Here is a 24,425-nt window from a genome sequence, read left to right on the forward strand (position 1 = left end):
TTCGCGAAAGCGTACTACACAGTATCTTCTTCAATTATATCAAGTTCTACCTTCAAATTATCGATGATAAACTCTTGACGATCCGGTGTGTTTTTACCCATATAAAAACGTAGTAAATCTTCAATACTCATATTATCATCTAGCATTAAAGGGTCCAGACGCATGTCCTCACCTATAAAGTGCTTAAACTCATCTGGACTGATCTCACCTAGTCCTTTAAATCGGGTGATTTCTGGATTTTTTCCTAAGTCTGCTAGAGCAGCTGCACGTTCTTCTGGTGTGTAACAATATCTAGTTTCTTTCTTATTACGTACTCTAAAAAGAGGCGTTTGTAAAATATAAATATGTCCTTTCTTTATCAATTCTGGAAAGAATTGTAAAAAGAATGTGATAAGTAGTAATCTAATGTGCATTCCATCAACATCTGCATCAGTGGCGATTACGATTTTATTATATCGCAAATCTTCCATACTGTCTTCAATATTGAGAGCCGCCTGTAACAAGTTAAATTCTTCGTTCTCATAAACAATCTTTTTAGACATGTTATAAGAATTAAGTGGTTTACCTCGCAAGGAAAAAACGGCTTGTGTATTAACGTTACGAGATTTTGTAATTGATCCACTAGCCGAATCACCTTCGGTAATGAATAAGGTACTATCTAGATTATTTTCTTTCTTACTGTCCGTTAAATGAACACGACAATCTCGTAACTTTTTATTGTGTAGACTTGCTTTTTTAGCACGATCTTTTGCTAGTTTTCTTATTCCAGAGAGCTCTTTACGTTCACGTTCCGCTTGAACTATTTTGCGTTGTAAAGCCTCTGCAACATCGCTATGTTTATGAAGGTAATTATCTAGTTTAGTTTTTAAAAAATCATTTATAAATGTGCGTACGGTAGGTAAATCACCACCCATATCTGTAGATCCTAGCTTAGTCTTAGTCTGTGATTCAAAGACAGGCTCCATAACTTTTATCGCAATAGCGCTGACTATAGATTTACGTATATCGCTGGCCTCATAGTTCTTACCGTAAAACTCTCTTACCGTTTTCACAAGAGCTTCTCTAAACGCGGCTAGATGCGTTCCTCCTTGTGTTGTATTTTGACCATTTACAAAAGAGTGATATTCTTCACTATACTGCGTTCTACTATGAGTAATTGCTACTTCAATATCTTCACTCCTTAAGTGAATTATAGGATATAAACGATCAGTGTCTAAAATATTTTCACTCAGTAAATCTTTTAAACCATTTTCAGAGAAGAATTTTTCACCATTAAACATAATGGTTAATCCAGGATTGAGGTACACATAGTTTTTCAACATACGCGCTACGTACTCTGGTCGGAATTTAAAATTCTTAAAAATCTCGCCATCGGGCACAAAGGTCATTTTAGTTCCTTTGCGTCGCGATGTCTCTTCTAACATCTCTTGATCATTCAATTCACCTCGAGAAAACTCGGCACTGGCGCTTTTCCCATCTCTGGTAGATTCTACACGAAAATAGCTCGATAGCGCATTTACAGCCTTAGTACCTACTCCATTTAACCCTACAGACTTTTTAAACGCACGACTATCATATTTACCACCAGTATTCATTTTAGAAACAACATCTACTACTTTACCCAATGGTATACCACGACCATAGTCACGTACAGTCACACGTTCACCTTGTATAGAGACCTCAATGGTTTTACCAGATCCCATTACAAATTCATCAATAGAGTTGTCGATGACTTCTTTAACTAAAATATAAATTCCATCATCTGCACTGGATCCATCGCCCAGTTTCCCGATATACATTCCAGGACGCATTCTGATGTGTTCTTTCCAGTCCAGTGAGCGGATGTTATCCTCTGTATATTGCGTGTTTTCAGCCATAAATTAATTCTGCAGTCTTTCCCGAAATATAAGTATATCTGTTTGAATTTCGCTTTCGCGAAAGCGAAATTAATTAACATCATTTCTAATTCAATTGTGGATAAATATCAACAGCTATCTAGACACCATAAAAGTCTAAAAAGCAGTAGTTTTAAGCTTTATTAAAAAATCATGAAAAAGTTATTATTACTACTCACTTTCTTAAGTCTATTGTCTTGTAACACAGGCCCTAAACAAGGTGAACCAGTTGACAATCAAGGAATCACTACTTTCTATTTTATAAGACATGCAGAAAAACGCACTGATCAAGGTAGCGATCCTGAACTTACTGAGGAAGGAAAAAAACGTGCTGATGCATGGGTAAATTACTTTTTCCTTAAAAATGTAGACAACATCATAAGCTCTGATTACAAACGTACCAAAGCGACCGCTGCACCACTTGCTGCAGCACATGACATGGATGTGGAAATCTATGATGTGCGCACGGTTAAGGCACTTGATTTACTAGAAAAATATAGAGGTAAAACGGTTGCGCTTTTTGGTCATAGCAACACCATTAATGAGTACACTAACCAACTTCAAAACGATAGTATTTATAACCCGTTAGATGATAACGATTATGATTCTTATTTCTACGTACGTGTTAGCGAGTCAGGTAAATCTAGCGGTGTTAAGGAATCTATGGATTTTATGGAGAAATAACTATGAGCACACAACCCAACAACCCATTACACGGCATTAAACTGGCTCAAATCGTTGAAGATCTCGTAGAGAAATTTGGCTGGGATGAGCTGGGCGACCGTATAAGAATCAACTCTTTTAATACTAATCCTACTATAAAGTCAAGTTTAAAATTCTTAAGGCGTACCCAATGGGCTCGTGATAAAGTGGAAGCACTTTGGGTAGAGACCTGCGCTCCTGTAGATGAAGAAGAATAATCGATGCAACCACAGTATATTTTCTTAATCATATGGCTAATTGCAGCTATTTTGATCTGTACAAAATTTGTAATCGACGGTAGAAAAGCGCTAAAACCTTTTCCTAAACTGGATAATTCCAATTTTATCTATCAAGAAGATGGTGCTTCTGGCTATTCAACAAAATCTTTTATTACAAAATATGGCGGTGCAAATAAAGCTTTAAGAATAAGAGTTACTGATGAAGAATTATGGATTACTACAAACACCTTTATGGCAAGTATTGCAGACAGGTTTGACTTACTTCATAGAATACCAATACAAAACTTGAAGTCCGTAACGAGAAATCGTATGAAAATCCAAATTCAATTTGATCATAATGGAATTTCTAAAAGTATTATCTTGTTAAGTAAAGATCCTGAGAAGTTATTTCAATTATTAAATGCCAAAATGAGTTTTTAAGAGATAAACTAATGAAGCATCTAAAACAATAAACATAACAAGTAATTAACAAAATGCCAGACATATACTGGATATTTTTGTTAAATGAATGAAATACCTAGAAAAAAGAAAAAGTGGTTTAAACGTAAGAAGGTTCTAATTCCACTTACTCTGATTATCATATTAGTTGCAGGCCGAATTTACTTGCCATACTATGTGCGTGATGAGTTAAATAAAACATTAGCTGATATCCCAGGATATTACGGCCATATAGATGATGTAGGTATCTCACTATACCGTGGTGCTTATCAACTCAATGGATTGTACTTAGATAAAGTTGATTCTAAAACACAAACACCTTTTCTCAATTTCCCCAAGACAGATATCTCTATACAATGGGGCGCATTACTTGATGGTCGCGTTGTTAGTGAAATAGAAATGCAGCATCCATCCATAAGCTATACTTTTGAGGATCACATAGCAGCTGATGGTTCTCTAGATGAACCGAGTGCCGATGTGTGGTATGCAGTTCTTACTGATATTGTCCCTTTACAAATCAATCGATTTGAAACTATAGATGGTGAATTTACATTTACAGGTTTATATGCTGAGCCTAATATTGATTTATACCTATCTAACGTAAACGCGCTTGCTACTAACTTACAGAATGCTGAGCAATCATCTCTCGCATTACCTTCTACACTTAAAGCTACCGCAACCACCATAGGGAATGGAAATCTAGATTTAAATGGGAAACTTGACCTTATCAAAGAAATCCCAGATATGAACCTAGACATGACCATAAAAAATGCCGACATAACAGCACTCAATGACCTCACTTTACATTATGCAGGTATAGATTTTGAAGAAGGAAAGTTTGAACTTGCTAGTGAACTGGCAATAGCAGATGGTTATATGAAAGGTTATTTTAAACCACTGATGACAGATACTAAAATTGTCGATAAGTGGAGTGATGAGGATACTAATATATTTAAAATAGCTTGGGAAAGTTTTGTAGGTTTATTCAAATTTGTTCTTAAAAATCAAGGTACTGACACACTTGCTACTAACATTCCTATTGAAGGATCTGTAGAAAATACAGAGATTGGAATTTGGAGTTCTGTTTTTAACATTTTTGAGAATGGATGGTTTAATGCGTTTGATAGCAATGTAGATGATACAATAGGGTTTAACGACGCCATTACTAAAAAAAATGATTCGGCTGAGGCGCGTAAAGAAGCAAGAAGGTTGCGTAGGGAAGAACGTCGAATTGAACGTGTAACAAATCGAGCCCAACGCCGTAATTCCAATGACAATCCTGATGATAACATTGATCTAGAATATGAGATTGAACAAATAAAAAGTGATACTTAATATTAAGTATTCTCTATTCTTAGGATAAATAAAAAACCGAATCTACATAAAGTAGATTCGGTTTTTTTTTATCAATTATATTTCGAGTTGAACCTCGAGATTTAATTTTTAAACATTAAACAAGAAGTGCATTACATCACCATCTTGCACGATGTAATCCTTACCTTCTATCTTAAGCTTTCCTGCTTCTTTTACTTTTGCTTCCGACCCATATTCTACAAAGGTGTCATACTTGATTACCTCTGCACGTATAAATCCTTTTTCAAAGTCTGTGTGGATGACACCAGCAGCCTGTGGTCCTGTTGCTCCTATTTTTACGGTCCATGCTCTCACTTCTTTTACTCCAGCCGTAAAATAAGTTTGCTGATTCAGTAATTTATAAGCACTACGTATCAACTTTGCACTTCCTGCTTCTTCTAGACCTATATCGGCTAGAAACATCTCGCGTTCTTCATAATCGTCTAGTTCAGCAATATCTGCTTCTGTTCCTACAGCTAGAACGAGTACTTCAGCATTTTCATCTTTTACCATTTCACGTACCTGATCAACATATGCATTACCTGTCACTGCAGATGCGTCATCAACATTACATAAATACAATACAGGCTTATCTGTGATAAACTGTAATGGCTTGATAAACTCATCATGAATAGCTTCATCAAATTCTATCGTACGTACAGATTTACCAGCTTCTAAAGCATCTTTAACTTTCATTAAAGCCTCTTCTTCTTTTTGAGCTTCTTTATTACCTGTGCGAGCTGCGCGCTTTACTTTTTCTAGTTTTTTATCTACTGTTTCTAGATCTTTTAACTGCAACTCTATATCGATAGTTTCTTTATCACTTATAGGGTTTATTTTACCATCTACGTGTATAATATTATCATTATCAAAACAACGTAAAACGTGAATAATAGCATCTGTCTCACGTATATTACCTAAAAACTGATTCCCTAATCCTTCTCCTTTACTAGCTCCTTTAACTAGTCCAGCGATATCCACAATCTCTACAGTTGCTGGAATCACACGTTCTGGATTAACTAGCTCTTCTAACTTTTTTAATCTAGGATCCGGTACATTTACCACACCTACATTAGGTTCTATGGTACAAAAAGGGAAGTTTGCACTTTGCGCTTTGGCGTTAGACAGACAGTTAAAAAGGGTAGATTTTCCCACGTTAGGTAATCCTACTATTCCTGCTTTCATGTGTTGTAATGTTTGTTGTTATTGCGCTTTTGCGAAAGCGAGATATACCATCATCACTATCTTAAAAGGCGTGCAAATATAAACCGATTCTTGCAATTTGTTATATTTAAAAATATTCACTTTTAAACACAAAAAAACCGCCATAGAAACTATAGCGGTTTTTAAACAAATTTACTTTCTCTTACTCTTTACTATTCATGTCGATATGCAAATTAGTAGTATCCATACCTTTTGAAGCCATAATCTTTTTAACGGCTTCTTCATCGATTTCTCCTTCTTCATTTAAATCTACACCTATGTCTTTAAGAATATTATTGATACCTGTCTGGTCTAGATTTACATCCTTCATTTCTTCCATCATTTTCATAATAGAACCCAGTTTCATATCATCACCTAATACTCTAGCGACACCTAATCCCATTTCTGGAGAAGAACCGTAAATAATCATTTCATCAATACTCTCACTAGAACCGTCATATAAAAAACGCATATTGACACCATCAGACTTGTGAGTCATTAAAGTTTTAAAATCATCGCTTTTTAAAATCGCATTAAGTTGTGCATTTTCTTTTTCAAAAGCGGCTGTATTTTGCTTATCAATTGGATAATAAAGTAAATTTACCTTATCGATTGAATTATAAGCCTCTTGTGATTTATCACTCATTTGAGAAACATCTAATCCTAGTATACTTTTAGGGATGGTTGTTGTGATAAAGCCTTGCTTTTCCTGACTATCCACAAAGTACTGTTGTAAACTAGGATCTGAACTACATGAAGTAAGAAACAGGATTAAGGTAATTCCTAGTGCTAGGACTCGTATAATAAGATTATTCATAATGGTAAGTTTTAATGGTTTTAAAATTAAGCCAGATACTGGTCAACTATCTGGCTTATCAGGTATAGATAAATGATTAGTTTGTAGCGTCTTCTATTTGCTTCTGACCTGGAACATTCATCATTTTAGTAAGCTTTGAAATCTGGTTTAAGTCAATATCACCAGATATAATAAGAAATACGGTGTCTTTATCATCATTATCACCAGAGCCATTAATCAACATGACTAGATCACGTACTTTTTTATCATTACTACCTTTGCGCATGTGAAAAGAGAACATCTGTCCATCTTCTTTAACATGCATTAATTTCACAAGGTTATTATTTGCGATATACTTTTGAGCAAATGAATTTAAGGTTGCAGCGCTAGTAGGATTATCTGTAGCATAAATGCGTAATTCCTTAAGATTATCAATAATTTTTTTAATCTCGTTGAATTCTTTATCATCACTATCGATATCTACTCCTGCAATTAATGCAAACATCTCATCGGTCACAACAGTCTCTGATGTGTTTTTAAGATTATCTAGTGCGCTGAAGTTTTGTGCCATTGCTATACCACTGGTAAGCAAGAAAGCTGTTATGTAAATTAAATTTTTCATGTTTTTTATTTTAAGAGATTCTTGATTTTAATTATTTAGTTTTAAAGACTTTCTCTGTCTTATTATTAATTTCACTTAGTGGTTTTAAATTTTTACGTCCATTATTAAACTTAGTCGACACCAACTGTAAAGCTTCTACCGTTGCGTGATACGCCTCTTTAGGATCTTCATAGGTTCCTAAATCTGTGTTAGTTTCAGTCGTTCCTATGTAATTAGAACCTACAGCTATCAACGCAGCAAATCCTGCGGCAATACCTAATCCTTTAAGCACTCTGATTTTTGAGTGATCTTTAGGTTTTTCTTCTGGTGCCAGTTTTGCAAAGGCATCAAAATCTAAATCCTCTTTCATCACGCTTTCTTCTTCAAAGGCGTTAAAGATGCTGCGGTAGACCTCATGTTCTGGAGCTACAGTCTCACTATTAAAGTAAGCTATGAGCTTTTGCTCTTCTTCCAGACTGGATTGTCCTTCCCAATATTTATGTAATAGTTCGTTCATGCGATGTCTATTTGATACTGTTCTTCAATTTTTTCTTTGAGCATTTTACGGGCTCGACTTAAAGTGACTCTCACTGCGGTGGCTTTCATGTCTAATATGCGCTCTATGGCTTCAAAGTCATATTGCTGTATATCTCGCAATTGCAGTACCACTTTATACTGCTCTGGTAAGGTATTAATCACATTCTGTACCATTGTGACTTTTGCCTTGCGTTCCATCTCTTCTTGAGCATTGCGATGATCATCTTCATAATTGCTATGTACAATTCTTAAATGCCCAGCCTGTTTACTCTTTAAGCGATCTAGAGAAAAGTTTTTTACCATTTGCATGGCATATGCCTCTTTATTTTTCACTTCTTCTAGAGTGTCTCTTTTCTCCCATAACTTTGCCATTACTTCTTGCACAGCATCTGCTGCCTCTTCATGCGAGGTAAGCAAGCGTTTTGATAAAAAGTACATTTTGTGTTGCACTTCTTTAAAAACAGCTATGAATTTTTGTTGGTTCATTGTGTTGGTTATACTACCATGACGAGCATGTTATTTTATTGTTACAAGATCCTTTATTTTTTTTCAAATATCATGCTTTCATAAAGAAACAATGGGTATTATGAGTTCGCTTTCGCGAAAGCGAATACAGAAAAATCAAACTAAATAAAAGAATAATACGTTATGTAAGTGTGATAACTGCTCGTTATCTTTGAGTTCTAAAACCGAAAATATTTTCATGAAAAACATTATACTCTTCGCATTGTTTTTACTGTGTAGTATTTCTTTAAAAGCACAGTATCAAGAAGGCATCATTATCTTTAATAACAACACTAGTAAGGCTGGTTTCATTAAAACACGAGCAAATGACAGTGTGAAATTTAAAGAAAATGATGAAGATCAAACCGTAGTCTATGATCATAAGCATATCATAGGTTTTGATATCGATGGATTAAAATATAGATATGTAAGAACTAATCGTACTGATCCACCATCACTTTATCTAGAGATTGAAAGTGGAAAAATTGTGCTTTATGGATTATACATGCAAGGTGGTACTTCTAGTATAGGTTTTGGACCTGGTACGAACCTACAACCTGTTTATGTAGATCAAGAGCCGTACACTATATACTTTATGGTCATTAATGACCGCTTTGTGAGAATAGGAACTAAACTTAAAAAGAGACATCTTAAAATGTTGAAAGACTGTCCAGAGCTCGTTTCTAAACTTGAAGATGGAAAAATGAAAAAGAAAAGAATTCCTGAAGCCATAGAATTCTACAATGATAATTGTGGTGACTAGATCATTATCTAGAATACAATTACCTTTAAACCCTAATTATAAGCACTAATAATGATGAAATCTTATAAAAATATAATCCTATTATGCCTTACCGTTTTAATTACCGTGAGTTGTTTTAAGGATAACGACGATAATTTTGCTTCTTCTACTTCTATAAAAAACTTTGTTTACAGAGGTATGAATGCTTTTTATTTATATAAACCAGATGTTCCAGAACTGGCAGACGATCGTTTTGCGACGGTTCCAGAATTAGAAGAGTTTCACAGTATTTATGATACACCAGAGGCCTTTTTTGAATCATTAGTTTTTGATAGATCCCTTACAGACCGATTCAGCGTTATTGTAAGTGACTATATAGCATTAGAGCAATTATTTGCTGGTACCACGCTTAATAACGGTATGGAATTCGGTCTGGTAGGTGAAACAGGTAGCGCGTCTAATGTATGGGGTTATGTACGTTATGTGCTACCCAACTCGAGTGCTAGTACACAAGGTGTTGCACGTGGAATGATATTTAATCAAATAGATGGAATTCAATTAACACGTGATAACTTTAGCGTATTGTTAGGACAAGATTCATATACCATAGGACTAGCAGATTTAAATGCTGGTGTTGCTACTAGTAATGGAATGACAATCACCTTAGATAAAACATCCATAACTGAAAATCCTGTTTTCAGAACTGCCATTATAGATCAAGGTTCACAAAAAATAGGATACTTAATGTATAATAGCTTTACGTCAAATTTTGATGAACAATTAAATGATGCATTTGGGACTTTACAATCTGCAGGAGTAACTCATCTGGTATTAGATTTAAGATATAATGGTGGTGGATCTGTAAATACTTCCATCATCTTAGGAAGCCTTATAGCAGGACAACCTACCACAGACGTTTTTTCGACAGAAGAATGGAATCCTGATGTGCAAGAATTTTTTGAAAACAATCAACCAGATCGTTTGACTAATTTCTTTAAAACAACTACTAATGCTGGCACAGCTTTAAATACTCTAGGACTTTCTAAAGTTCATGTCATTACAACTGGTAGCAGCGCTAGTGCTAGTGAGTTAGTTATTGCCGCTTTAGAACCTTATGTAGATGTTATTCAAGTAGGTGATGATACCGCAGGTAAATTTCAAGCAAGTATTACCTTATATGACAGTAGCGATTTTGGTAGATCTGGTGCAAATCCTGCTCATAGATATGCATTACAGCCACTAGTGTTAAAAAGCATCAACAGTGCTGGATTTACAGATTACTTTAATGGCCTTGCTCCTGATATAGCATTGCGTGAGGATTTTGAAAACCTAGGAGTTTTAGGTGATATAAATGAACCACTACTAGCGGCATGTCTTCAAGACATTATGGCCAATGGAAGACCTAGTTTTAATAAATCTAGCATCCAATATGACGAGTTAAGCGGCAGTATGGAGCTAAAACCTTTTAGTCAAGAGATGTGGAAAGAAACAGAATTAGGTGATTACCTTATTTCACAATAATATTGGAATCCTTATCTGACCTAGAGATTCTAAACATCATCACCGATGACAAAGATTCTCACAAATTAGCTGACATAAAGCAAGCGCAACGTATTGCAGAAAAGCGAGGTCTTGACATCTATCTATATATTAATGATAGAGACACTTATTTCAGAATTGCTAAAAAAGAAAAAGCTATTGATAACAGAGCATCGATACGACTAAGGCTTATCAACTTTATCGTTGATTTTTTCAGTTTTGTAGTTTTGATTAGTTTAATACATTCTATTCTTTCAAATTTTGGCTCTGATAGTATTAAGTATAATTGGTCCAATTACCAACGTATTATAGGTTCTGTTATACTATTTCTGTATTATTTTATCCAAGAATTCTTTTGGAATAAAACACTAGGTAAAATTGTGACTGGTACCATTGTCGTTTCAGAAAAAGACCAAAAGCCTAGTATTACCGAATTAATAATGAGAACGGCTTGTCGTTTTATTCCTTTAGAAGCTTTCTCTTTTGCTTTTATGAAAGACGGTTTTCACGATATATTTTCTAAGACTAAGGTGATTGAAAATAAAAAATAGACAGACTTGTCTGTTTTTATAAATGTTTTCTATATTTGCATCGTGAAACGATCAGAAATTAAACAGCACATTATTGAAACAGCCTCGCAGCTGTTCTATCGCAATGGATATAATCTTACTGGTATCAATGAGATTATCTCAACTTCTGGCGTGGCAAAAGCCACATTATATAATCATTTCAAATCTAAAGAAGATATTTGTGTAGCTTACCTACAACACAAAAACAATTCATTTATAAAACAAATTGAGGCCTTTTGTTTATCAAAAGAACTTGGTAAAGGTAGAGTCCTTGCTCTTTTTGAATTTTTGGAACTCTTTTTTGAAGATCAGGATTTTAACGGTTGCTGGTGTATCAAAACCGTTGCCGAAATCCCTCGAGATAACGAGATTATTTTAACCGAGATTCAAACCCAAAAAAGAGATTTTATACGATTTATTGAGCAGCTTATTATTGACAACATTGAAGATATTAACGTTCAAGAAAGTTTTATGATGGCAAAACAAGTGTACCTCTTATATGAAGCAGCAGTTTCAGAAAGTCATTTACATAAGGATGCATGGCCTATCACTTCTTCAAAACAATTGTGTAACAAAATTATTTAACCCTTTTTTTAATCTAAAACAGACAGACTGTTCTGTCTTTTTACAAACTTTTATTATGTCAGAATTTAAAAACAAAGTAGCCATCATAATAGGTGGAACCAGTGGAATAGGAAATGCTACTGCTCAAGATTTATTACAACAAGGAGCTCAGGTTCATATTGTAGGTCGTAATACAGATAAAGTAGCAGATGCTCCCAATCTATTCAAACATCAAGTAGACATTACTAATAAATCTGAAGTAGAAAACTTAAGAAACTCGATAAACACATTAGACAACGTGGATTATCTGGTAAATGCTTCTGGTATCTTTGGACCTAAACCATTCTTAGATCATACTATAGCAGATTATGATTCTTATCAAGATTTGAACCGTGGATTCTTTTTTATTACACAAGCCGTTGCAAATAAAATGAAAGAAACTCAAGGTGGATCTATTGTTAATATAGGCGCTATGTGGGCAAAGCAAGCCGTAAAAGCAACACCTTCAAGTGCTTATTCTATGCAAAAAGCTGGATTACATTCCTTAACACAACATCTTGCGATGGAACTTGCAGATCATAACATACGTGTTAATGCGGTATCGCCAGCTGTCGTTCATACACCAGTGTACGATGGCGTTTTCGGTGGATCTGATGAAGCAGCAAAGGCACTTGAAGGTTTCAATGCCTTTCATCCTATAGGTAGAAATGGTACCGCACAGGACGTATCTAATACGATTACATTCTTATTGTCTGATAAAGCATCATGGGTAACTGGAGCGATTTGGGATACGGATGGTGGTGTACGAGCTGGAAGAAATTAAAATATTCTAAATACATTTAAGCAAGGTTTTAATAGAATTATTAAGACCTTGCTTTGTCTTTTATGAAAAACAAAAATATCATCATCCTAGGAGCTGGATTATGCGGACTTACACTGGCTTACTTGCTTAGAAACTCTAATTATCAAATCACGGTAATTGAAGCAAGAAATCGTTTAGGAGGACGCATTCTTACTAAAAATACGTCAGGTGAAACTCCTATCGATTTAGGTCCAGCATGGTTATGGAACCAAAACACCAATCTTCTTAATCTCCTTAAAGAACTAGAGATACCTATACATCAACAATTTGCGACTGGTAACGCTTATTATCAATCCATGGCTAGCCAGCCACCACAACTATTTAAACTGCCAGAAAATCAAGAACCCAGTTATCGAATGGCTGGTGGCACAAACTCTATCATTAAAAAACTTTCCTCCGTATTGAGTTCTATAGATTTAAAACTTAATGAACCGGTATTAAACCTTGAAGAAAATGTTCATCTAATTGATGTAAGGACTTCAAAGTCTACTTACCAAGCTGACTTGGTTGTTTCAACCATTCCGCCAGGATTGCTAGTTAACAATATTGAGTTTACTCCTAACCTTCCAGACTCTTTAGTGAACATTGCAAATAACACACACACATGGATGGCAGACTCTATAAAATTTGGGCTCTCTTATGATAAACCGTTCTGGAAAGAGAAAGGCCTTTCCGGTTCTTGTTTCAGCAATGTAGGTCCATTTACAGAACTATATGATCATACTAACTATAATGAAAATCGTTTTGCACTTGCTGGATTTATGAAACCAGCACTTTCAGATTTATCGTCATCCCAGCGCAAAAAAATGATTTTAAATCAATTAGAGGACTTCTTAGGTAAAGAAGCTCTAGATTTCATTTCTTATGAGGAACAATGCTGGGCTCAAGAAAAATTCACTCGGGCGCAAAGTCATTATTTATTATCACCTCATCAAAACAATGGCCATTCAGTATATAATCATTTGTACTTTAACAATAAACTAATCATTTCCGGTACTGAAACTGCTTCTCAATACGCAGGTTATATGGAAGGTGCCGTTAGAAGGGCACAGTCTGTTTTTGAATTTATAGTTTCTTCAAATAGTTAACGGAATCCAAATGCTTTGTTAACACGCTTTCGCGAAAGCGGTTTCATGACTTATCTTTAGAGTTCTATAATTTTTACCATGAAAAGAACTCTACTATTATGCGTTTGCTTGATTTCCAGCTTCGCATTTTCTCAAAAACTTGATTTAGAATTAGTTAAAAATCTAGAACCTCGCAACATAGGTCCTGGCGGTATGTCTGGTCGTGTGACGTCTATAGATGTGGTACATGATAATCCAGATATTATTTATGCTGGTACGGCCAGTGGAGGACTGTGGAGTTCACATAACGGTGGCGTGACCTGGGAACCTATTTTTGAAGATGAAGTTACTGCTTCTATAGGTGCTGTAGCCATACAACAATCCAATCCTAGTGTGATATGGGTAGGAACTGGCGAGGGAAATCCACGTAACTCTTTGAACGGTGGATATGGTATATACAAGTCACTCGATGGTGGTAAATCATGGAAATCTATGGGACTTGAAAAAACCCGTAACATTCATAGAGTCATTATTGACCCTACTAATCCAGATGTTGTTTATGCCGCTGCGATAGGTTCTCCATGGGGAATTCATCCAGAACGTGGTGTTTTTAAAACCACTGATGGTGGAAAAACATGGAAAAAAATTCTTTACACAAACGATAAGTCTGGTGCGGCAGATCTAGTAATGGACCCTACAAATCCTAATAAATTAATTGCTGCCATGTGGGAACACAAACGTGATCCATGGTTTTTTAAATCTGGTGGTGAAGGATCTGGATTGTATATGACACATGATGGTGGAGAAAACTGGAAAAAAATTACCGCTGAAGATGGATTGCCTAAAGGTGAACTAGGTCGTATAGGTGTTGCCATTGCTCCTAGCGAGCCTAATGTTGTTTATGCACTAGTAGAGGCAAAGAAAAATGCATTGTACAAATCCACAGATGGTGGTTTTAAGTGGAAAAAGATCAATGATAAAAGTGATATAGGTAATAGACCTTTCTATTATTCTGAAATATATGTGGATTCACAAAACGAGAATCGTGTGTACTCTGTTTTCACTTACATAAACGTCTCTGAAGATGGTGGTAAAAACTTTAAACAACTGATGCCTGCTTATAATGCAGATAATGGTGTCCATCCAGATCACCACGCTTGGTACATCCATCCTACTAACGGTAAATTTATGATCGATGGTAATGATGGTGGTTTAAACATCACACGCGATCGTGGTAAGACATGGAGATTTATAGGTAACCTTCCGGTAGCACAATTCTATCATATTAATGTAGATGATGAAGTACCATATAATGTTTATGGTGGTATGCAAGATAATGGTAGCTGGCGTGGACCAGCATACTCATGGCGTGCGCAAGGTATCAGAAATAGTTACTGGCAAGAAATCAGCTTTGGTGACGGTTTTGACGTCGTACCGGATCCAGATAATAGTAGATTCGGGTATTCTATGAGTCAACAAGGATATGTAAGCCGTTATGACTGGCAAACCGGTAATAACTATAGTGTTAGACCTACACATCCAGATCCAGATGTACAATTACGTTTTAACTGGAATGCTGCCATCAACATGGATCCGTTTGATAGCGCTACCTTATACTTCGGTAGTCAGTTTGTTCATAAATCTACAGATAAAGGACTGACGTGGAAAGTGATTTCTCCAGACTTAACAACTAATGATCCTGAGAAGCAAAAACAATCAGAATCTGGTGGATTAACCATGGATGCTACTGGAGCAGAGAATCATACAACTATACTAGTCATAGAACCTAGTGCTTTAGAACGTGATGTTCTGTACACAGGATCAGACGATGGCCGAGTACACATCACAAAAAATGGTGGTGATAGTTGGGATGATATTTCAAAAGGTCTAAAAGGTCTACCACAAGGCAGCTGGATTACTCAAATAAAAGCCTCGAAAACTAAAAAAGGTCATGCCCTACTCGTGGCAAATGATTATCGTAGATTCAACTTTGAGGCCTATGCATATCGTACGACTAACTATGGTAAAAGTTGGACTAGAATTGTAGATAGTGATGATGTAGAAAGCTACGCCTTATGTATCATTGAACATCCAGAAGAGAACAATTTGATGTTTTTAGGTACTGATGATGGTCTATACGTAAGTATTAACGCTGGCGATGATTGGGTAAAATACACTAATGGTTTCCCTACCGTTTCTGTGAAAGACCTTGCTATTCAAGAGCGCGAGAATGATCTGGTGATAGGTACATTTGGTCGTGCGGCTTGGGTTTTAGACGACCTTGCTCCTTTTGTTGCTTTCGCGAAAGCGCAACCTCAACAACCTATTGCTCTATACCAGCCACCTACTGCATACTTTGCTAGATATCAACAACCTACTGGAAGTAGATTTGGCGCAGACGCGATGTTCCATGGAGAAAACCGTGGTAGTGGCGCAAAATTTAAATATTTCTTTGACAAAGAATTAAAAGCAAAAAACGATAGCGTAAAATCAGATTCAATCTATTTAAAAATCTATGATGATGAACAATTAATACGTACGTTATCGAGCAAAACTCCTAAAGAAAAAGGTATACATACCTGGAGCTGGAGAATGAGAGAAAAAGGTGCTGATCGACCATCAAGAAAAGTTAATACTTCAAAAAGGGAACCTAGTGGTGTCCGTGTATTACCAGGTACCTATAGAGCCGTATTAGAATATGGAAATACTAAAAGTGAAACAAGTATTACTATTAAAGAAGATCCTAGGATTGATGAACTGAGCATGGCAGACATGACGTCTAAATATGATGCACAAAAAAGATTAGAAGCCCTATCGATTACCGTATCTGGAATCACTGAGCAACTGGCCGAAAATAAAAAGAAAGCCCAAACCTTCCTTAAGTTGATGAAGGATAAGGATAAAAAAGCATACAAAGATCACATCAAAAGAACCGATTCTATTATAAAAGGTATTGAACTTGAGCAGAATAAGTATTTTGGCACACCTGATAAACGTCAGGGAATTACTCGTAATCCTGAAGTCACTGTAATGAATCGTATAGGATTAGCAAATCAATACATAAGCAGCCGTCAAGGTCCACAAACTGCTACAGAAACACAATTATTTAATCAAGCTAGAGAATTAGCAAATGAAAGAATTATTGAGTCACAAACATGGCTTACTGAAAACTGGGACCCTTTTGTAGTTGAGATGAAAGAAGTGACAATAGACCTATGGGAATAGCATGAAATAAAACAGTTTAAGCTCAATATCGTGCATTATAATATGAACTATATGTTAGGAATTAAACACATTGATAAAATCATCAAAAATTTCCTGATTCCTTACGCATAATTCCCGCCCATAGTTAGTGTTATATAGTGATGTTGTAAATTGTAGAGATAAATAGAGAAACGCATGAACTTTGAGAAAATCAACTTTAAAAATACCGCTGGTTATGAACTTAGTGGCCGTTTAGAATTACCTGCAGACAGGCATCCACACAGTTATGCCGTCTTTGCTCACTGTTTTACTTGTAGTAAAAACTTCAGTGCCACAAAGAATATTACACGAGCTATGACTAGTGCAGGATTTGGTGTATTGCGTTTTGATTTTACAGGATTGGGCGATAGTGACGGTGATTTTGCCGACTCCAATTTCTCAGGAAATGTTGATGACTTATTGGCTGCAATTGATTACTTAAAAGAACATTTTAAAGCTCCTTCTCTACTGGTAGGACATAGTCTAGGTGGTGCTGCTGTAATATATGCCTCTGCAAAAGCAGACTCCATAAAAGCGGTAGCTACGGTAGGTGCTCCTAGTGATACTAAACATGTTCGACATTTATTTGGTGATCAACTTGATGCTATAGTAGAAAATGGAGAGGCTACCGTACAATTAAGTGGCAGACCGTTTAAAATTAAAGAGCAATTACTTAAAGACCTTAATGAACAAAAGGTGACACAAACACTTAAAAGTTTACGTAAACCTATACTGATCATGCACTCTCCACAAGATCAAACGGTAGGTATTGAGCACGCAGAGAAGTTGTATCATGCGGCAGTTCATCCTAAGAGTTTTGTTAGCTTAGATGGTGCAGACCATCTATTAATGGATAAGAAAGATTCTAAATATGTAGGTGAGGTCATTGCAGGATGGTCCTCTAGGTATATCGACATTGAGGAAGATATCACATTAGCAACAAGACACAATGTAGTGGCCAGTCTAAATAATGATAGCTTATTTACTACACAAATGAGAGCAGGTAATCATTATTTTATAGCTGATGAACCTACTAGTATAGGTGGTAATGACTTTGGTCCTAATCCATACGAGCTTTTGTCCAGTGGATTAGCAGCTTGTACGGTCATGACCATTCAAATGTACGCTAGACGTAAAAAATGGTTGATCGAGAATGTAGAATGTCATGTAGATTATGATAAACAACACGCGATAGATTGTGAGAATTGTGAGGAATCAAGTGCAAAAATAGACACCTTTACCAGAGAGATTAAAATTACAGGAGACCTAGATGAAAAACAACTACAACGACTTCTCCAAATAGCAGATAAATGTCCGGTTCACAAAACTTTGCATAGCGACACTCAAGTAGTTACTAAATTAGTACGTTAATGACCTTTTCCTTTGAAACGTCTATAGGTAATAATGGTTATACAGGAGCCATTTTAATACCTGATGATATCGCAGCACAACTAGCTACAGATAAAATTAAAAGAGTTGTAGCCACTGTAATAGCAAACGACAAAGAAATTACGCTATATGCAGGTATTGCAAAAAAACATGGCGTCATCTACATGATGTTTTCAAAGGCCAATCAAAAAACACTAGGAGTGACCGCAGGAGACTCGTTAAAAATTGACATGCGAGAAGACACTAGTAAATATCAAGCTCCTATGACAGAAGAACTTGAAGCTGTTCTTTTAAGTGATTATGAAGCTTATGAGATATTTGAATCTCTATTACCAGGTAAACAACGTAACATCATCTTTATGGTTTATCGAGTAACTGACTCTCAAAAACGTGTTGATATAGCCTTAAACATTATGGAAAACCTTAAAATAGGAAATCATAATCCTATCAAATTTGAGAAACTCTTATGATGAAAATCAACTAGAGTTGCTTATTTTTAAATCAAAATTAAACAACCATGAAAAAAATAACACTAGCCATTGTGGCACTAGGATTAATAGTAGGTTTAAACTCTTGTAAAGAATCTACCAAAGAACAAGTTAACGATATCACCGACGATATGTCTTATGATGACGATGGTGGCGATGATGATGGAGGACACTCACACGATGATGGCGACCATGATCATGGTGATACTTTAATGATAGGTAAAGAGGTTATTGTAGCGATGGGCTCTAAAAGTGGTAGTGATGTAACTGGTAAGATTATTTTAACTCAAGGCGAAAAAGAGGTCAATATGGTCGTATCATTAACAGGTCTTACTGCTGGTGAACACGCTATACACATCCATGAAAATGGTGATTGTAGTAGTGATGATGGTAAAAGTGCAGGTGGACACTGGAATCCAACAACAGAAGATCACGGTAAATGGGGCGATCACGATCACCACATGGGAGATATAGGTAATCTAATCGCAAATGATGAAGGTGGAGCAACACTAACATTTAACACTGATAAATGGTGTATAGGATGTGATGACGATACACGCAATGTTTTAGGAAAAGCATTTATTGTACATGCTACTGCAGATGACTTTGAATCACAACCTAGTGGAGCTGCTGGTGCTAGAGTAGCTTGCGGAGTTATAGAGTAATTCTGTTCAAAATAATTAACTAAAAATCCGCGTGGAAACTCGCGGATTTTTTGCATCTTGAACTTTACAATATTTATATATGAGTAATCAACCCGATTTACTAATACTCAAAATGCAAGAAGGAAGCGAAATGGCTTTTTCTCGTGTTTATGAAAGATATAATGAGGCCTTACGAGGAATTATATTTGCAGTGGTTAAAGATGATGCTGTTGCTGAAGAAGTTTTACAGGATGTTTTCATGAAAATATGGAATAACTCATCATCATATGACGTAAAGCAAGGACGCTTTTTTACATGGGCATTAAATATATCGCGTAATGCTGCTATAGATCATCTAAGATCTAAAGCACATAAGAATAATCTTAAAAACCTTAGTCGTGATTATTTCGTAAATATCCCAGAGGATGCGACTGATGAAATGGAAGTGCAAACGGACAGTCTAGGTATAATGAAATGGGTAAATAAACTAAAGCCTACTTGCATTAAAATAATAGACTTGATTTTCTTTAAAGGCTTTACTTTTAAAGATGGCGCTGCCGAATTAAATATTCCAGAAGGCACTCTCAAAACTAGGCACAGAAAATGTGTAAATGAATTACGTAATGTAATGGGAGAATGATAGACACAAAAGAATTAATAGACAGTGGTGATCTTGAATTATATGTGTGCGGTGCATTACCGGCAAATAGAGCTCAAGAAATCGCACAAATTTCAAAACAGCATCCTGAGGTACTGGAAGAAATTATAAGTATTGAAAATGCATATCAGCGACTGGCTGCAGGACTTGCACCAGATCATAACGATGAAACCTATGCTAAGCTAGAAGCGATTATAGGTGCTAAAAATAAGGTAGTAAAATCACCTAGCTCATGGAGTCCTTATATAGGATGGGCTGCAGCTGGTTTGTTACTAATTGCTTCTGGTTATTTCTATAATGCAAATAATGAGGCAAATGAAGAAATAGTGCAAATTGAGCAACAAAAGGAATTTCTAGAAACTGAGAATATAGAAATAGAAAGTATTAATTCGCAATACGCATCTACCCTACAAGTTTTATCAGATCCGGAAACGGTTAAAGTAAATTTAGCTGGTCAGGCTGGTTTTGAATCTAGTAACGCCGTTGCTTTTTATAACAATGAGAAAAATGTTACTTATATAGATATTCAAGGTTTACCAGAGGTGCCAGAAAATATGGTATATCAATTATGGTCTTTAACTCTAGATCCATTAACGCCTACTAGTTTAGGTACTCTACCTATAGAAAAAGAATCTTATAACGAGCTTTTAAGAATTGATAACGCATATGATACACAAGCATTTGGAATTACTCTAGAGGAAGCTGGTGGTGCCGATGCTCCTACCCTAGAACGACTTTACACACTAGGTGTAATAGATAAAGGATAATACTATTATCAATTGTATTTTAAAACCAGTTCTTATTAAAGAGCTGGTTTTTTTTGTTCTATTTTTATAAGGTTACCTATAACCAACATGGTAACTTATATTACCCTTTTATGATGAAAAGTATTATCATTATTACAATAATTATTTTAAGCCTTCATCTAACAAGTGAAAAGAACACCATCTCAGGTAAGTATAAAATCATTGCTGAGACATATGGAGATTTAAATGCTGATGGAATCGATGAAAAAGTTTCAGTTCTAGAAACTATTGAAAAATCAGAGTCAGGAAATACAAGACTCATTCAAATTTATAGAAATATTAATGGAATGTGGATCTTGTGGCATTCATCAGAGAATGCAATTTTAAAATATCAGAAAGACATTATGATGAGTGATCCATTTGACGGAATTGAAATAGATCATGGTACTTTATTAATAGCTTTTTCTGGCGGCAGTAGTTGGAAATGGTCTTATACCGATAAATATAGATATCAAAATAATCAATTTGAGCTTATAGGTTATACCAGCGACTATTTTAAGCTTTGTGAATATTGGTTAACTGTGGATTATAATTTATCCACAGGAAAACTAATTACCACTAAAGAATTTGAAAAATGCGAGAATCAAGAACAAATCATCTATAAAACAGAAAATGAGATGTTCTTTAAATCAAATATTGACATTAATTTACAAAATAGAAATACAAAAGAAGTGACGATAATAACACCAAAATATAAAAGACAAATTTTCATATAAGTTGGTATCTAAAACAGAAACCCGACCTGCAAACGCAAATCGGGAATCCCAACTAACCAACCAAAAAGACTTTCCCCAAAGCCATCTAGAAATACTCATGCATCTTCCTAGACTTTACAATTTGAGAGGAAAGTGAATCATCATTCTGTTTTACTTATTTACTTACTTATGAGTTGATGATTCTTTAACGATTATCAAATTTGTTCTACTTCTTTATAAGTGACTGGACCTAATTCATATCGTGCCTCTAATAATTCATTCTTAATAGGTTGAGCAACGTCAACTAATTTATTTTCTTTAAAAATTTGAGCTAGATGTAGTTGTGCTACAGGTTCAAATGTTTTATTCTGCACAAATTGCTTGTGATTTTCTAATGCAATTACAGGCATTTTATTAACCAGATATGCATATCCTAACAAATCATAAGTTTCTGGAGTGGCACGGTTTTCTACTTCGATAATCGCAAGTTCTAGACCAGATTTTTGCTGTGCTTCAGTACCTGCCAATAAATTTTCAATTCTATAGGTATTATACATACCTCTATATGCAGGCTTATTTGTTTCTTTTAAAAATGATTCCCTTAATTCAAGAGCTTTTTTCTCATCATTTTGATAAGATGCATATTCTGAAAGAATGAGATTATAATCTGGAATATGATGACGAGATTGTAACTTGTTTATAATTTGTGTTGCTAATGCTGTATCATCATCATTAGAATAAGCTATCCATGATATTCCTTTTAAAGCATAATCGTTTTGTGGATCTAACTCAAGTGTTTTCAAATAGTATTTGTAAGACAAAGCGAGATCTCCATGATGCCCATAATAATCTGCAATATTAGAATAACTCCATAACATCAGGTTTTCTGAACCACTTTCTTCAGCAAGTTCCATGGCCTTTTCCATTAGTCTAATAGTATCATCTAGATTACCTTTATAATCGTTCCACTTTGCCGCTCTAATCAGATAATTATAATCATTTAAGTTTCTTAAAGTGTTTAATAATTCTTCTGCCTCAACATAATTCCCTAACTCCATGGCAATATCAAATTTGACTAGATGATCTTGCTTTTCGTTTGCTACCTCGTTTTTCATTAAACTATCTGCTTCTTTAAAACGATGTTGTTTAATGTACATCTGTGCGAGTGATCTTCGCGCACTTTCTGGTTTTATCGCTGTTCTTTTAAGTACGTTTTCGCGCAAGCTTACAGCTTGTTCTAAATAGCTGATATCACCAGTTAGGTCATACAATTGATTATTTAATCCTGCTAATCGAGACATCTGTACAATACGAGTAGAGTCTTGCTCAATGTCTAATTTTAGTGGAGCTATTTTTGATTTTAATGTTGCGACTAGAGCATCTCTATCGCTATCAAGATAGGATTGAAAGTCGTTAATGTCTGTAATTATTGCTTGGTTTTGATCTGGTGCCGTGGCACAAGAAATAAGAAGCAATAAAGATAAAAGAGTGATGAGATTTTTCATGATTTGGGGTTGTTGTACTTAAAAATATAACTAGGCTTTAGGGAAGCCTAGTTATAAATTATAATTGATCTAGAACTGCGCTGCAGTTAGGTATGGAAACGTTGTAGAAGAAGTTCCTGCTTCTTGTGCAACATTATCTGAAACAAGATTAGGAGTACCGTTATTACCATCAAATCTTGCTCCTGTATTACCACCGAAAAGTAATATTAATGACACGTCGATAACATCATCTTCAATCGCACGACCTGTTAATGGCACACCAGCGGCACTAAAATAAGAAGTAGGCGCATCTGGAGATACTTGTAGCACGTCTAAGGCAAGTGCTGTAGTTAAAGTAGGTAAATCCAATCCTAGAATATTATTTTCATAAGTTGCTCCATATGCATTATAATATGCTTCTATACGAGCTTGAAACGTAGGTTGAAACATGGCGATTCCATTTGCCGGAACTGTCACGTTAAACATATTTTCATCAGCTTCTGTAGGTGTAAAAACAGTATTGATTCCTGGACGACCCATTTGATCTTGTTGTGTAAAAGTTCCAGAAAAGTCTGTCGTTGCTGGGTTACCTCCTACTATATCATCATCATCACCACATGATACTGTAAGTGCAGCAACAGCGGTAAGAGCTATTAAATATTTAAATATTTTCATTTTTGTAAATTTTAAATTGTTAGTTTTTATCTTCTTTTAGTTTCTACCCATACGTTATAAGCCACTGGCAAACCAGGACCATTAGGGGCAAGTAATTGATCAACGATGTGAGTAGGTGCTGTTCCTAACATACTATTAGGTACCTCAATAACTATTGCATTTACATTCAATGGCGCAAATGTGTTATTACCAGTAGTACCAAAACCAGTAGCTGGTGCCATACTAATCACATTATTGAAGGCTTCAAAATCAAAGAAGAATGCATCCTGTCTTAATCCAGCAAAATAATTAACGCCACCTACAGTAGTCATAGAACCTATGTCTACACTAGCAGCAAGCTCGTTAGTATCAATCGTACTGTTAAGGCCAGTTGATGATGGTGCATAAGGACCAAAGAAGTACATCTTATCACCTTGACGCAGTGCTTGAATTACTAAATCTTCTGTAACTCCTGTGGTACCTGCATCGACACCAGTATTATCAATGTTAATTTCAATAAGAACATTCTCATCAAATTGAGCTGATGCATTTGCTGCAGGTAATGTCACAACAAATGTTGTCGAGTTAGCGTCTGCACCTTCAAAGGCGTAAAAATCTGCGATGTCTGCTGTTGTATTAGCCACAGCTGGTGCATCTAAGTGATCTGCTGCGATAAACGCTCCTACACATACTGCAAGTGCAAGGCTAGACCAAAGGGCAATTTTTTTCATGTTAATTGGGTTTTATAAATTG

Annotated in this window: 26 protein-coding genes; 17 read left to right on the top strand and 9 right to left on the bottom strand. The window is 35.5% G+C overall.

Translation table 11 applies throughout. From position 1 onward, the window contains the following. Positions 1–14: 14 nt before the first annotated feature. Entirely contained in the window at positions 15–1,877 is a 1,863-nt protein-coding gene (locus ACJJVI_RS12050; RefSeq protein ID WP_036580788.1) for a DNA topoisomerase IV subunit B, read from the bottom strand. A 171-nt stretch (positions 1,878–2,048) separates the two neighbouring features. Between ACJJVI_RS12050 and ACJJVI_RS12055 the strand changes: the two genes are divergently transcribed. The 4 genes from ACJJVI_RS12055 to ACJJVI_RS12070 all read left to right on the top strand — a co-directional run bounded on the left by ACJJVI_RS12055 (position 2,049) and on the right by ACJJVI_RS12070 (position 4,609). After that, complete coding sequence (locus ACJJVI_RS12055; RefSeq protein WP_042297190.1) at positions 2,049–2,579, top strand: phosphoglycerate mutase family protein; 531 nt, start codon at positions 2,049–2,051, stop codon at positions 2,577–2,579. Between the two features lie 2 nt (positions 2,580–2,581). Next, positions 2,582–2,815 carry a VF530 family DNA-binding protein gene (locus tag ACJJVI_RS12060; RefSeq protein ID WP_036580793.1) on the top strand — a complete coding sequence of 78 codons (234 nt, stop codon included), beginning with the start codon at positions 2,582–2,584 and terminating at the stop codon, positions 2,813–2,815. A gap of 3 nt (positions 2,816–2,818) precedes the next feature. Further along, complete coding sequence (locus ACJJVI_RS12065; RefSeq protein ID WP_348020983.1) at positions 2,819–3,256, top strand: hypothetical protein; 438 nt, start codon at positions 2,819–2,821, stop codon at positions 3,254–3,256. A gap of 84 nt (positions 3,257–3,340) precedes the next feature. Then, a complete protein-coding gene (locus ACJJVI_RS12070; RefSeq protein WP_405352146.1) occupies positions 3,341–4,609 on the top strand; it encodes a DUF748 domain-containing protein in 1,269 nt (422 codons plus the stop codon). A gap of 108 nt (positions 4,610–4,717) precedes the next feature. Here ACJJVI_RS12070 and ychF read toward each other — a convergent pair whose 3' ends face one another. The 5 genes from ychF to ACJJVI_RS12095 form a co-directional block, all read right to left on the bottom strand. Next, complete coding sequence (ychF, locus tag ACJJVI_RS12075) at positions 4,718–5,812, bottom strand: redox-regulated ATPase YchF (RefSeq protein ID WP_036580798.1); 1,095 nt, start codon at positions 5,810–5,812, stop codon at positions 4,718–4,720. Between the two features lie 181 nt (positions 5,813–5,993). Continuing rightward, positions 5,994–6,647 carry a DUF4252 domain-containing protein gene (locus ACJJVI_RS12080; RefSeq protein ID WP_348020986.1) on the bottom strand — a complete coding sequence of 218 codons (654 nt, stop codon included), beginning with the start codon at positions 6,645–6,647 and terminating at the stop codon, positions 5,994–5,996. A gap of 76 nt (positions 6,648–6,723) precedes the next feature. Next, the gene (locus tag ACJJVI_RS12085) at positions 6,724–7,248 is read right to left on the bottom strand and encodes a DUF4252 domain-containing protein (RefSeq protein WP_036580804.1); all 525 of its coding nucleotides are present in this window, start codon (positions 7,246–7,248) and stop codon (positions 6,724–6,726) included. Between the two features lie 31 nt (positions 7,249–7,279). Continuing rightward, a complete protein-coding gene (locus tag ACJJVI_RS12090; protein WP_042272547.1) occupies positions 7,280–7,744 on the bottom strand; it encodes a hypothetical protein in 465 nt (154 codons plus the stop codon). Further along, positions 7,741–8,250, bottom strand: coding sequence for an RNA polymerase sigma factor (locus tag ACJJVI_RS12095; RefSeq protein ID WP_042248801.1), 510 nt, complete (start codon positions 8,248–8,250; stop codon positions 7,741–7,743). Before ACJJVI_RS12095 ends, ACJJVI_RS12090 begins: the two co-directional genes overlap by 4 nt. A 217-nt stretch (positions 8,251–8,467) precedes the next feature. Between ACJJVI_RS12095 and ACJJVI_RS12100 the strand changes: the two genes are divergently transcribed. The 13 genes from ACJJVI_RS12100 to ACJJVI_RS12160 all read left to right on the top strand — a co-directional run bounded on the left by ACJJVI_RS12100 (position 8,468) and on the right by ACJJVI_RS12160 (position 21,555). Continuing rightward, positions 8,468–9,031: a hypothetical protein gene (locus ACJJVI_RS12100; RefSeq protein WP_042272548.1), complete on the top strand. Its 564-nt coding sequence runs from the start codon at positions 8,468–8,470 to the stop codon at positions 9,029–9,031. Positions 9,032–9,085: 54 nt separating this feature from the next. Further along, positions 9,086–10,531: a S41 family peptidase gene (locus ACJJVI_RS12105; protein WP_405352150.1), complete on the top strand. Its 1,446-nt coding sequence runs from the start codon at positions 9,086–9,088 to the stop codon at positions 10,529–10,531. Positions 10,532–10,533: 2 nt separating this feature from the next. Then, complete coding sequence (locus ACJJVI_RS12110; protein ID WP_042248795.1) at positions 10,534–11,100, top strand: RDD family protein; 567 nt, start codon at positions 10,534–10,536, stop codon at positions 11,098–11,100. 42 nt (positions 11,101–11,142) lie between these two features. Beyond that, positions 11,143–11,703 (top strand): TetR/AcrR family transcriptional regulator, encoded by a 561-nt coding sequence (locus tag ACJJVI_RS12115; RefSeq protein ID WP_042248791.1) that lies wholly within the window; start codon positions 11,143–11,145, stop codon positions 11,701–11,703. 55 nt (positions 11,704–11,758) lie between these two features. After that, positions 11,759–12,505: an SDR family oxidoreductase gene (locus ACJJVI_RS12120; protein WP_348020988.1), complete on the top strand. Its 747-nt coding sequence runs from the start codon at positions 11,759–11,761 to the stop codon at positions 12,503–12,505. Between the two features lie 62 nt (positions 12,506–12,567). Next, positions 12,568–13,632, top strand: a complete 1,065-nt coding sequence (locus ACJJVI_RS12125; RefSeq protein WP_042272552.1) for an FAD-dependent oxidoreductase — start codon at positions 12,568–12,570, stop codon at positions 13,630–13,632. A 78-nt stretch (positions 13,633–13,710) separates the two neighbouring features. Continuing rightward, positions 13,711–16,836, top strand: a complete 3,126-nt coding sequence (locus ACJJVI_RS12130; protein WP_405352154.1) for a WD40/YVTN/BNR-like repeat-containing protein — start codon at positions 13,711–13,713, stop codon at positions 16,834–16,836. A 174-nt stretch (positions 16,837–17,010) separates the two neighbouring features. Beyond that, on the top strand, positions 17,011–18,225 hold the full coding sequence (locus ACJJVI_RS12135; RefSeq protein ID WP_042272558.1) for a bifunctional alpha/beta hydrolase/OsmC family protein: 1,215 nt from the start codon (positions 17,011–17,013) through the stop codon (positions 18,223–18,225). Then, positions 18,225–18,713: a hypothetical protein gene (locus ACJJVI_RS12140; RefSeq protein ID WP_042272563.1), complete on the top strand. Its 489-nt coding sequence runs from the start codon at positions 18,225–18,227 to the stop codon at positions 18,711–18,713. Before ACJJVI_RS12135 ends, ACJJVI_RS12140 begins: the two co-directional genes overlap by 1 nt. A 47-nt stretch (positions 18,714–18,760) precedes the next feature. Then, the gene (locus ACJJVI_RS12145; protein ID WP_317291198.1) at positions 18,761–19,396 is read left to right on the top strand and encodes a superoxide dismutase family protein; all 636 of its coding nucleotides are present in this window, start codon (positions 18,761–18,763) and stop codon (positions 19,394–19,396) included. Positions 19,397–19,475: 79 nt separating this feature from the next. Next, entirely contained in the window at positions 19,476–20,015 is a 540-nt protein-coding gene (locus tag ACJJVI_RS12150; protein WP_036580839.1) for an RNA polymerase sigma factor, read from the top strand. Further along, on the top strand, positions 20,012–20,800 hold the full coding sequence (locus ACJJVI_RS12155) for an anti-sigma factor domain-containing protein (RefSeq protein WP_405352157.1): 789 nt from the start codon (positions 20,012–20,014) through the stop codon (positions 20,798–20,800). The genes ACJJVI_RS12150 and ACJJVI_RS12155 overlap by 4 nt, the downstream gene beginning before the upstream one ends. 113 nt (positions 20,801–20,913) lie before the next feature. Further along, positions 20,914–21,555, top strand: coding sequence for a hypothetical protein (locus ACJJVI_RS12160; RefSeq protein WP_152556336.1), 642 nt, complete (start codon positions 20,914–20,916; stop codon positions 21,553–21,555). A 194-nt stretch (positions 21,556–21,749) separates the two neighbouring features. On the opposite strand, the gene ACJJVI_RS12165 is transcribed toward ACJJVI_RS12160, so the two are convergent. The 3 genes from ACJJVI_RS12165 to ACJJVI_RS12175 form a co-directional block, all read right to left on the bottom strand. After that, complete coding sequence (locus tag ACJJVI_RS12165) at positions 21,750–23,039, bottom strand: tetratricopeptide repeat protein (protein WP_405352159.1); 1,290 nt, start codon at positions 23,037–23,039, stop codon at positions 21,750–21,752. Between the two features lie 69 nt (positions 23,040–23,108). After that, positions 23,109–23,693, bottom strand: a complete 585-nt coding sequence (locus ACJJVI_RS12170) for a DUF4331 family protein (RefSeq protein WP_036580845.1) — start codon at positions 23,691–23,693, stop codon at positions 23,109–23,111. Positions 23,694–23,719: 26 nt separating this feature from the next. Continuing rightward, positions 23,720–24,403: a DUF4331 family protein gene (locus ACJJVI_RS12175; RefSeq protein ID WP_036580848.1), complete on the bottom strand. Its 684-nt coding sequence runs from the start codon at positions 24,401–24,403 to the stop codon at positions 23,720–23,722. Positions 24,404–24,425 lie beyond the last annotated feature (22 nt).

It is taken from the genome of Nonlabens sp. Asnod3-H03, assembly GCF_045063665.1.
In the GTDB taxonomy this organism is placed as follows: domain Bacteria; phylum Bacteroidota; class Bacteroidia; order Flavobacteriales; family Flavobacteriaceae; genus Nonlabens; species Nonlabens ulvanivorans.

Excerpts from the sequence above, each read along its gene's own strand:
- ACJJVI_RS12070 (WP_405352146.1), top strand. The coding sequence starts at position 3,341 with ATGAATGAAATACCTAGAAAAAAGAAAAAGTGGTTTAAACGTAAGAAG.
- ACJJVI_RS12155 (WP_405352157.1), top strand. The coding sequence starts at position 20,012 with ATGATAGACACAAAAGAATTAATAGACAGTGGTGATCTTGAATTATAT.
- ACJJVI_RS12055 (WP_042297190.1), top strand. The coding sequence starts at position 2,049 with ATGAAAAAGTTATTATTACTACTCACTTTCTTAAGTCTATTGTCTTGT.
- ACJJVI_RS12085 (WP_036580804.1), bottom strand. The coding sequence starts at position 7,248 with ATGAAAAATTTAATTTACATAACAGCTTTCTTGCTTACCAGTGGTATA.
- ACJJVI_RS12100 (WP_042272548.1), top strand. The coding sequence starts at position 8,468 with ATGAAAAACATTATACTCTTCGCATTGTTTTTACTGTGTAGTATTTCT.
- ACJJVI_RS12065 (WP_348020983.1), top strand. The coding sequence starts at position 2,819 with ATGCAACCACAGTATATTTTCTTAATCATATGGCTAATTGCAGCTATT.
- ychF (WP_036580798.1), bottom strand. The coding sequence starts at position 5,812 with ATGAAAGCAGGAATAGTAGGATTACCTAACGTGGGAAAATCTACCCTT.
- ACJJVI_RS12135 (WP_042272558.1), top strand. The coding sequence starts at position 17,011 with ATGAACTTTGAGAAAATCAACTTTAAAAATACCGCTGGTTATGAACTT.
- ACJJVI_RS12050 (WP_036580788.1), bottom strand. The coding sequence starts at position 1,877 with ATGGCTGAAAACACGCAATATACAGAGGATAACATCCGCTCACTGGAC.
- ACJJVI_RS12125 (WP_042272552.1), top strand. The coding sequence starts at position 12,568 with ATGAAAAACAAAAATATCATCATCCTAGGAGCTGGATTATGCGGACTT.
- ACJJVI_RS12165 (WP_405352159.1), bottom strand. The coding sequence starts at position 23,039 with ATGAAAAATCTCATCACTCTTTTATCTTTATTGCTTCTTATTTCTTGT.
- ACJJVI_RS12140 (WP_042272563.1), top strand. The coding sequence starts at position 18,225 with ATGACCTTTTCCTTTGAAACGTCTATAGGTAATAATGGTTATACAGGA.
- ACJJVI_RS12120 (WP_348020988.1), top strand. The coding sequence starts at position 11,759 with ATGTCAGAATTTAAAAACAAAGTAGCCATCATAATAGGTGGAACCAGT.
- ACJJVI_RS12145 (WP_317291198.1), top strand. The coding sequence starts at position 18,761 with ATGAAAAAAATAACACTAGCCATTGTGGCACTAGGATTAATAGTAGGT.
- ACJJVI_RS12090 (WP_042272547.1), bottom strand. The coding sequence starts at position 7,744 with ATGAACGAACTATTACATAAATATTGGGAAGGACAATCCAGTCTGGAA.
- ACJJVI_RS12130 (WP_405352154.1), top strand. The coding sequence starts at position 13,711 with ATGAAAAGAACTCTACTATTATGCGTTTGCTTGATTTCCAGCTTCGCA.
- ACJJVI_RS12170 (WP_036580845.1), bottom strand. The coding sequence starts at position 23,693 with ATGAAAATATTTAAATATTTAATAGCTCTTACCGCTGTTGCTGCACTT.
- ACJJVI_RS12105 (WP_405352150.1), top strand. The coding sequence starts at position 9,086 with ATGAAATCTTATAAAAATATAATCCTATTATGCCTTACCGTTTTAATT.
- ACJJVI_RS12095 (WP_042248801.1), bottom strand. The coding sequence starts at position 8,250 with ATGAACCAACAAAAATTCATAGCTGTTTTTAAAGAAGTGCAACACAAA.
- ACJJVI_RS12160 (WP_152556336.1), top strand. The coding sequence starts at position 20,914 with ATGAAAAGTATTATCATTATTACAATAATTATTTTAAGCCTTCATCTA.
- ACJJVI_RS12060 (WP_036580793.1), top strand. The coding sequence starts at position 2,582 with ATGAGCACACAACCCAACAACCCATTACACGGCATTAAACTGGCTCAA.
- ACJJVI_RS12175 (WP_036580848.1), bottom strand. The coding sequence starts at position 24,403 with ATGAAAAAAATTGCCCTTTGGTCTAGCCTTGCACTTGCAGTATGTGTA.
- ACJJVI_RS12080 (WP_348020986.1), bottom strand. The coding sequence starts at position 6,647 with ATGAATAATCTTATTATACGAGTCCTAGCACTAGGAATTACCTTAATC.
- ACJJVI_RS12150 (WP_036580839.1), top strand. The coding sequence starts at position 19,476 with ATGAGTAATCAACCCGATTTACTAATACTCAAAATGCAAGAAGGAAGC.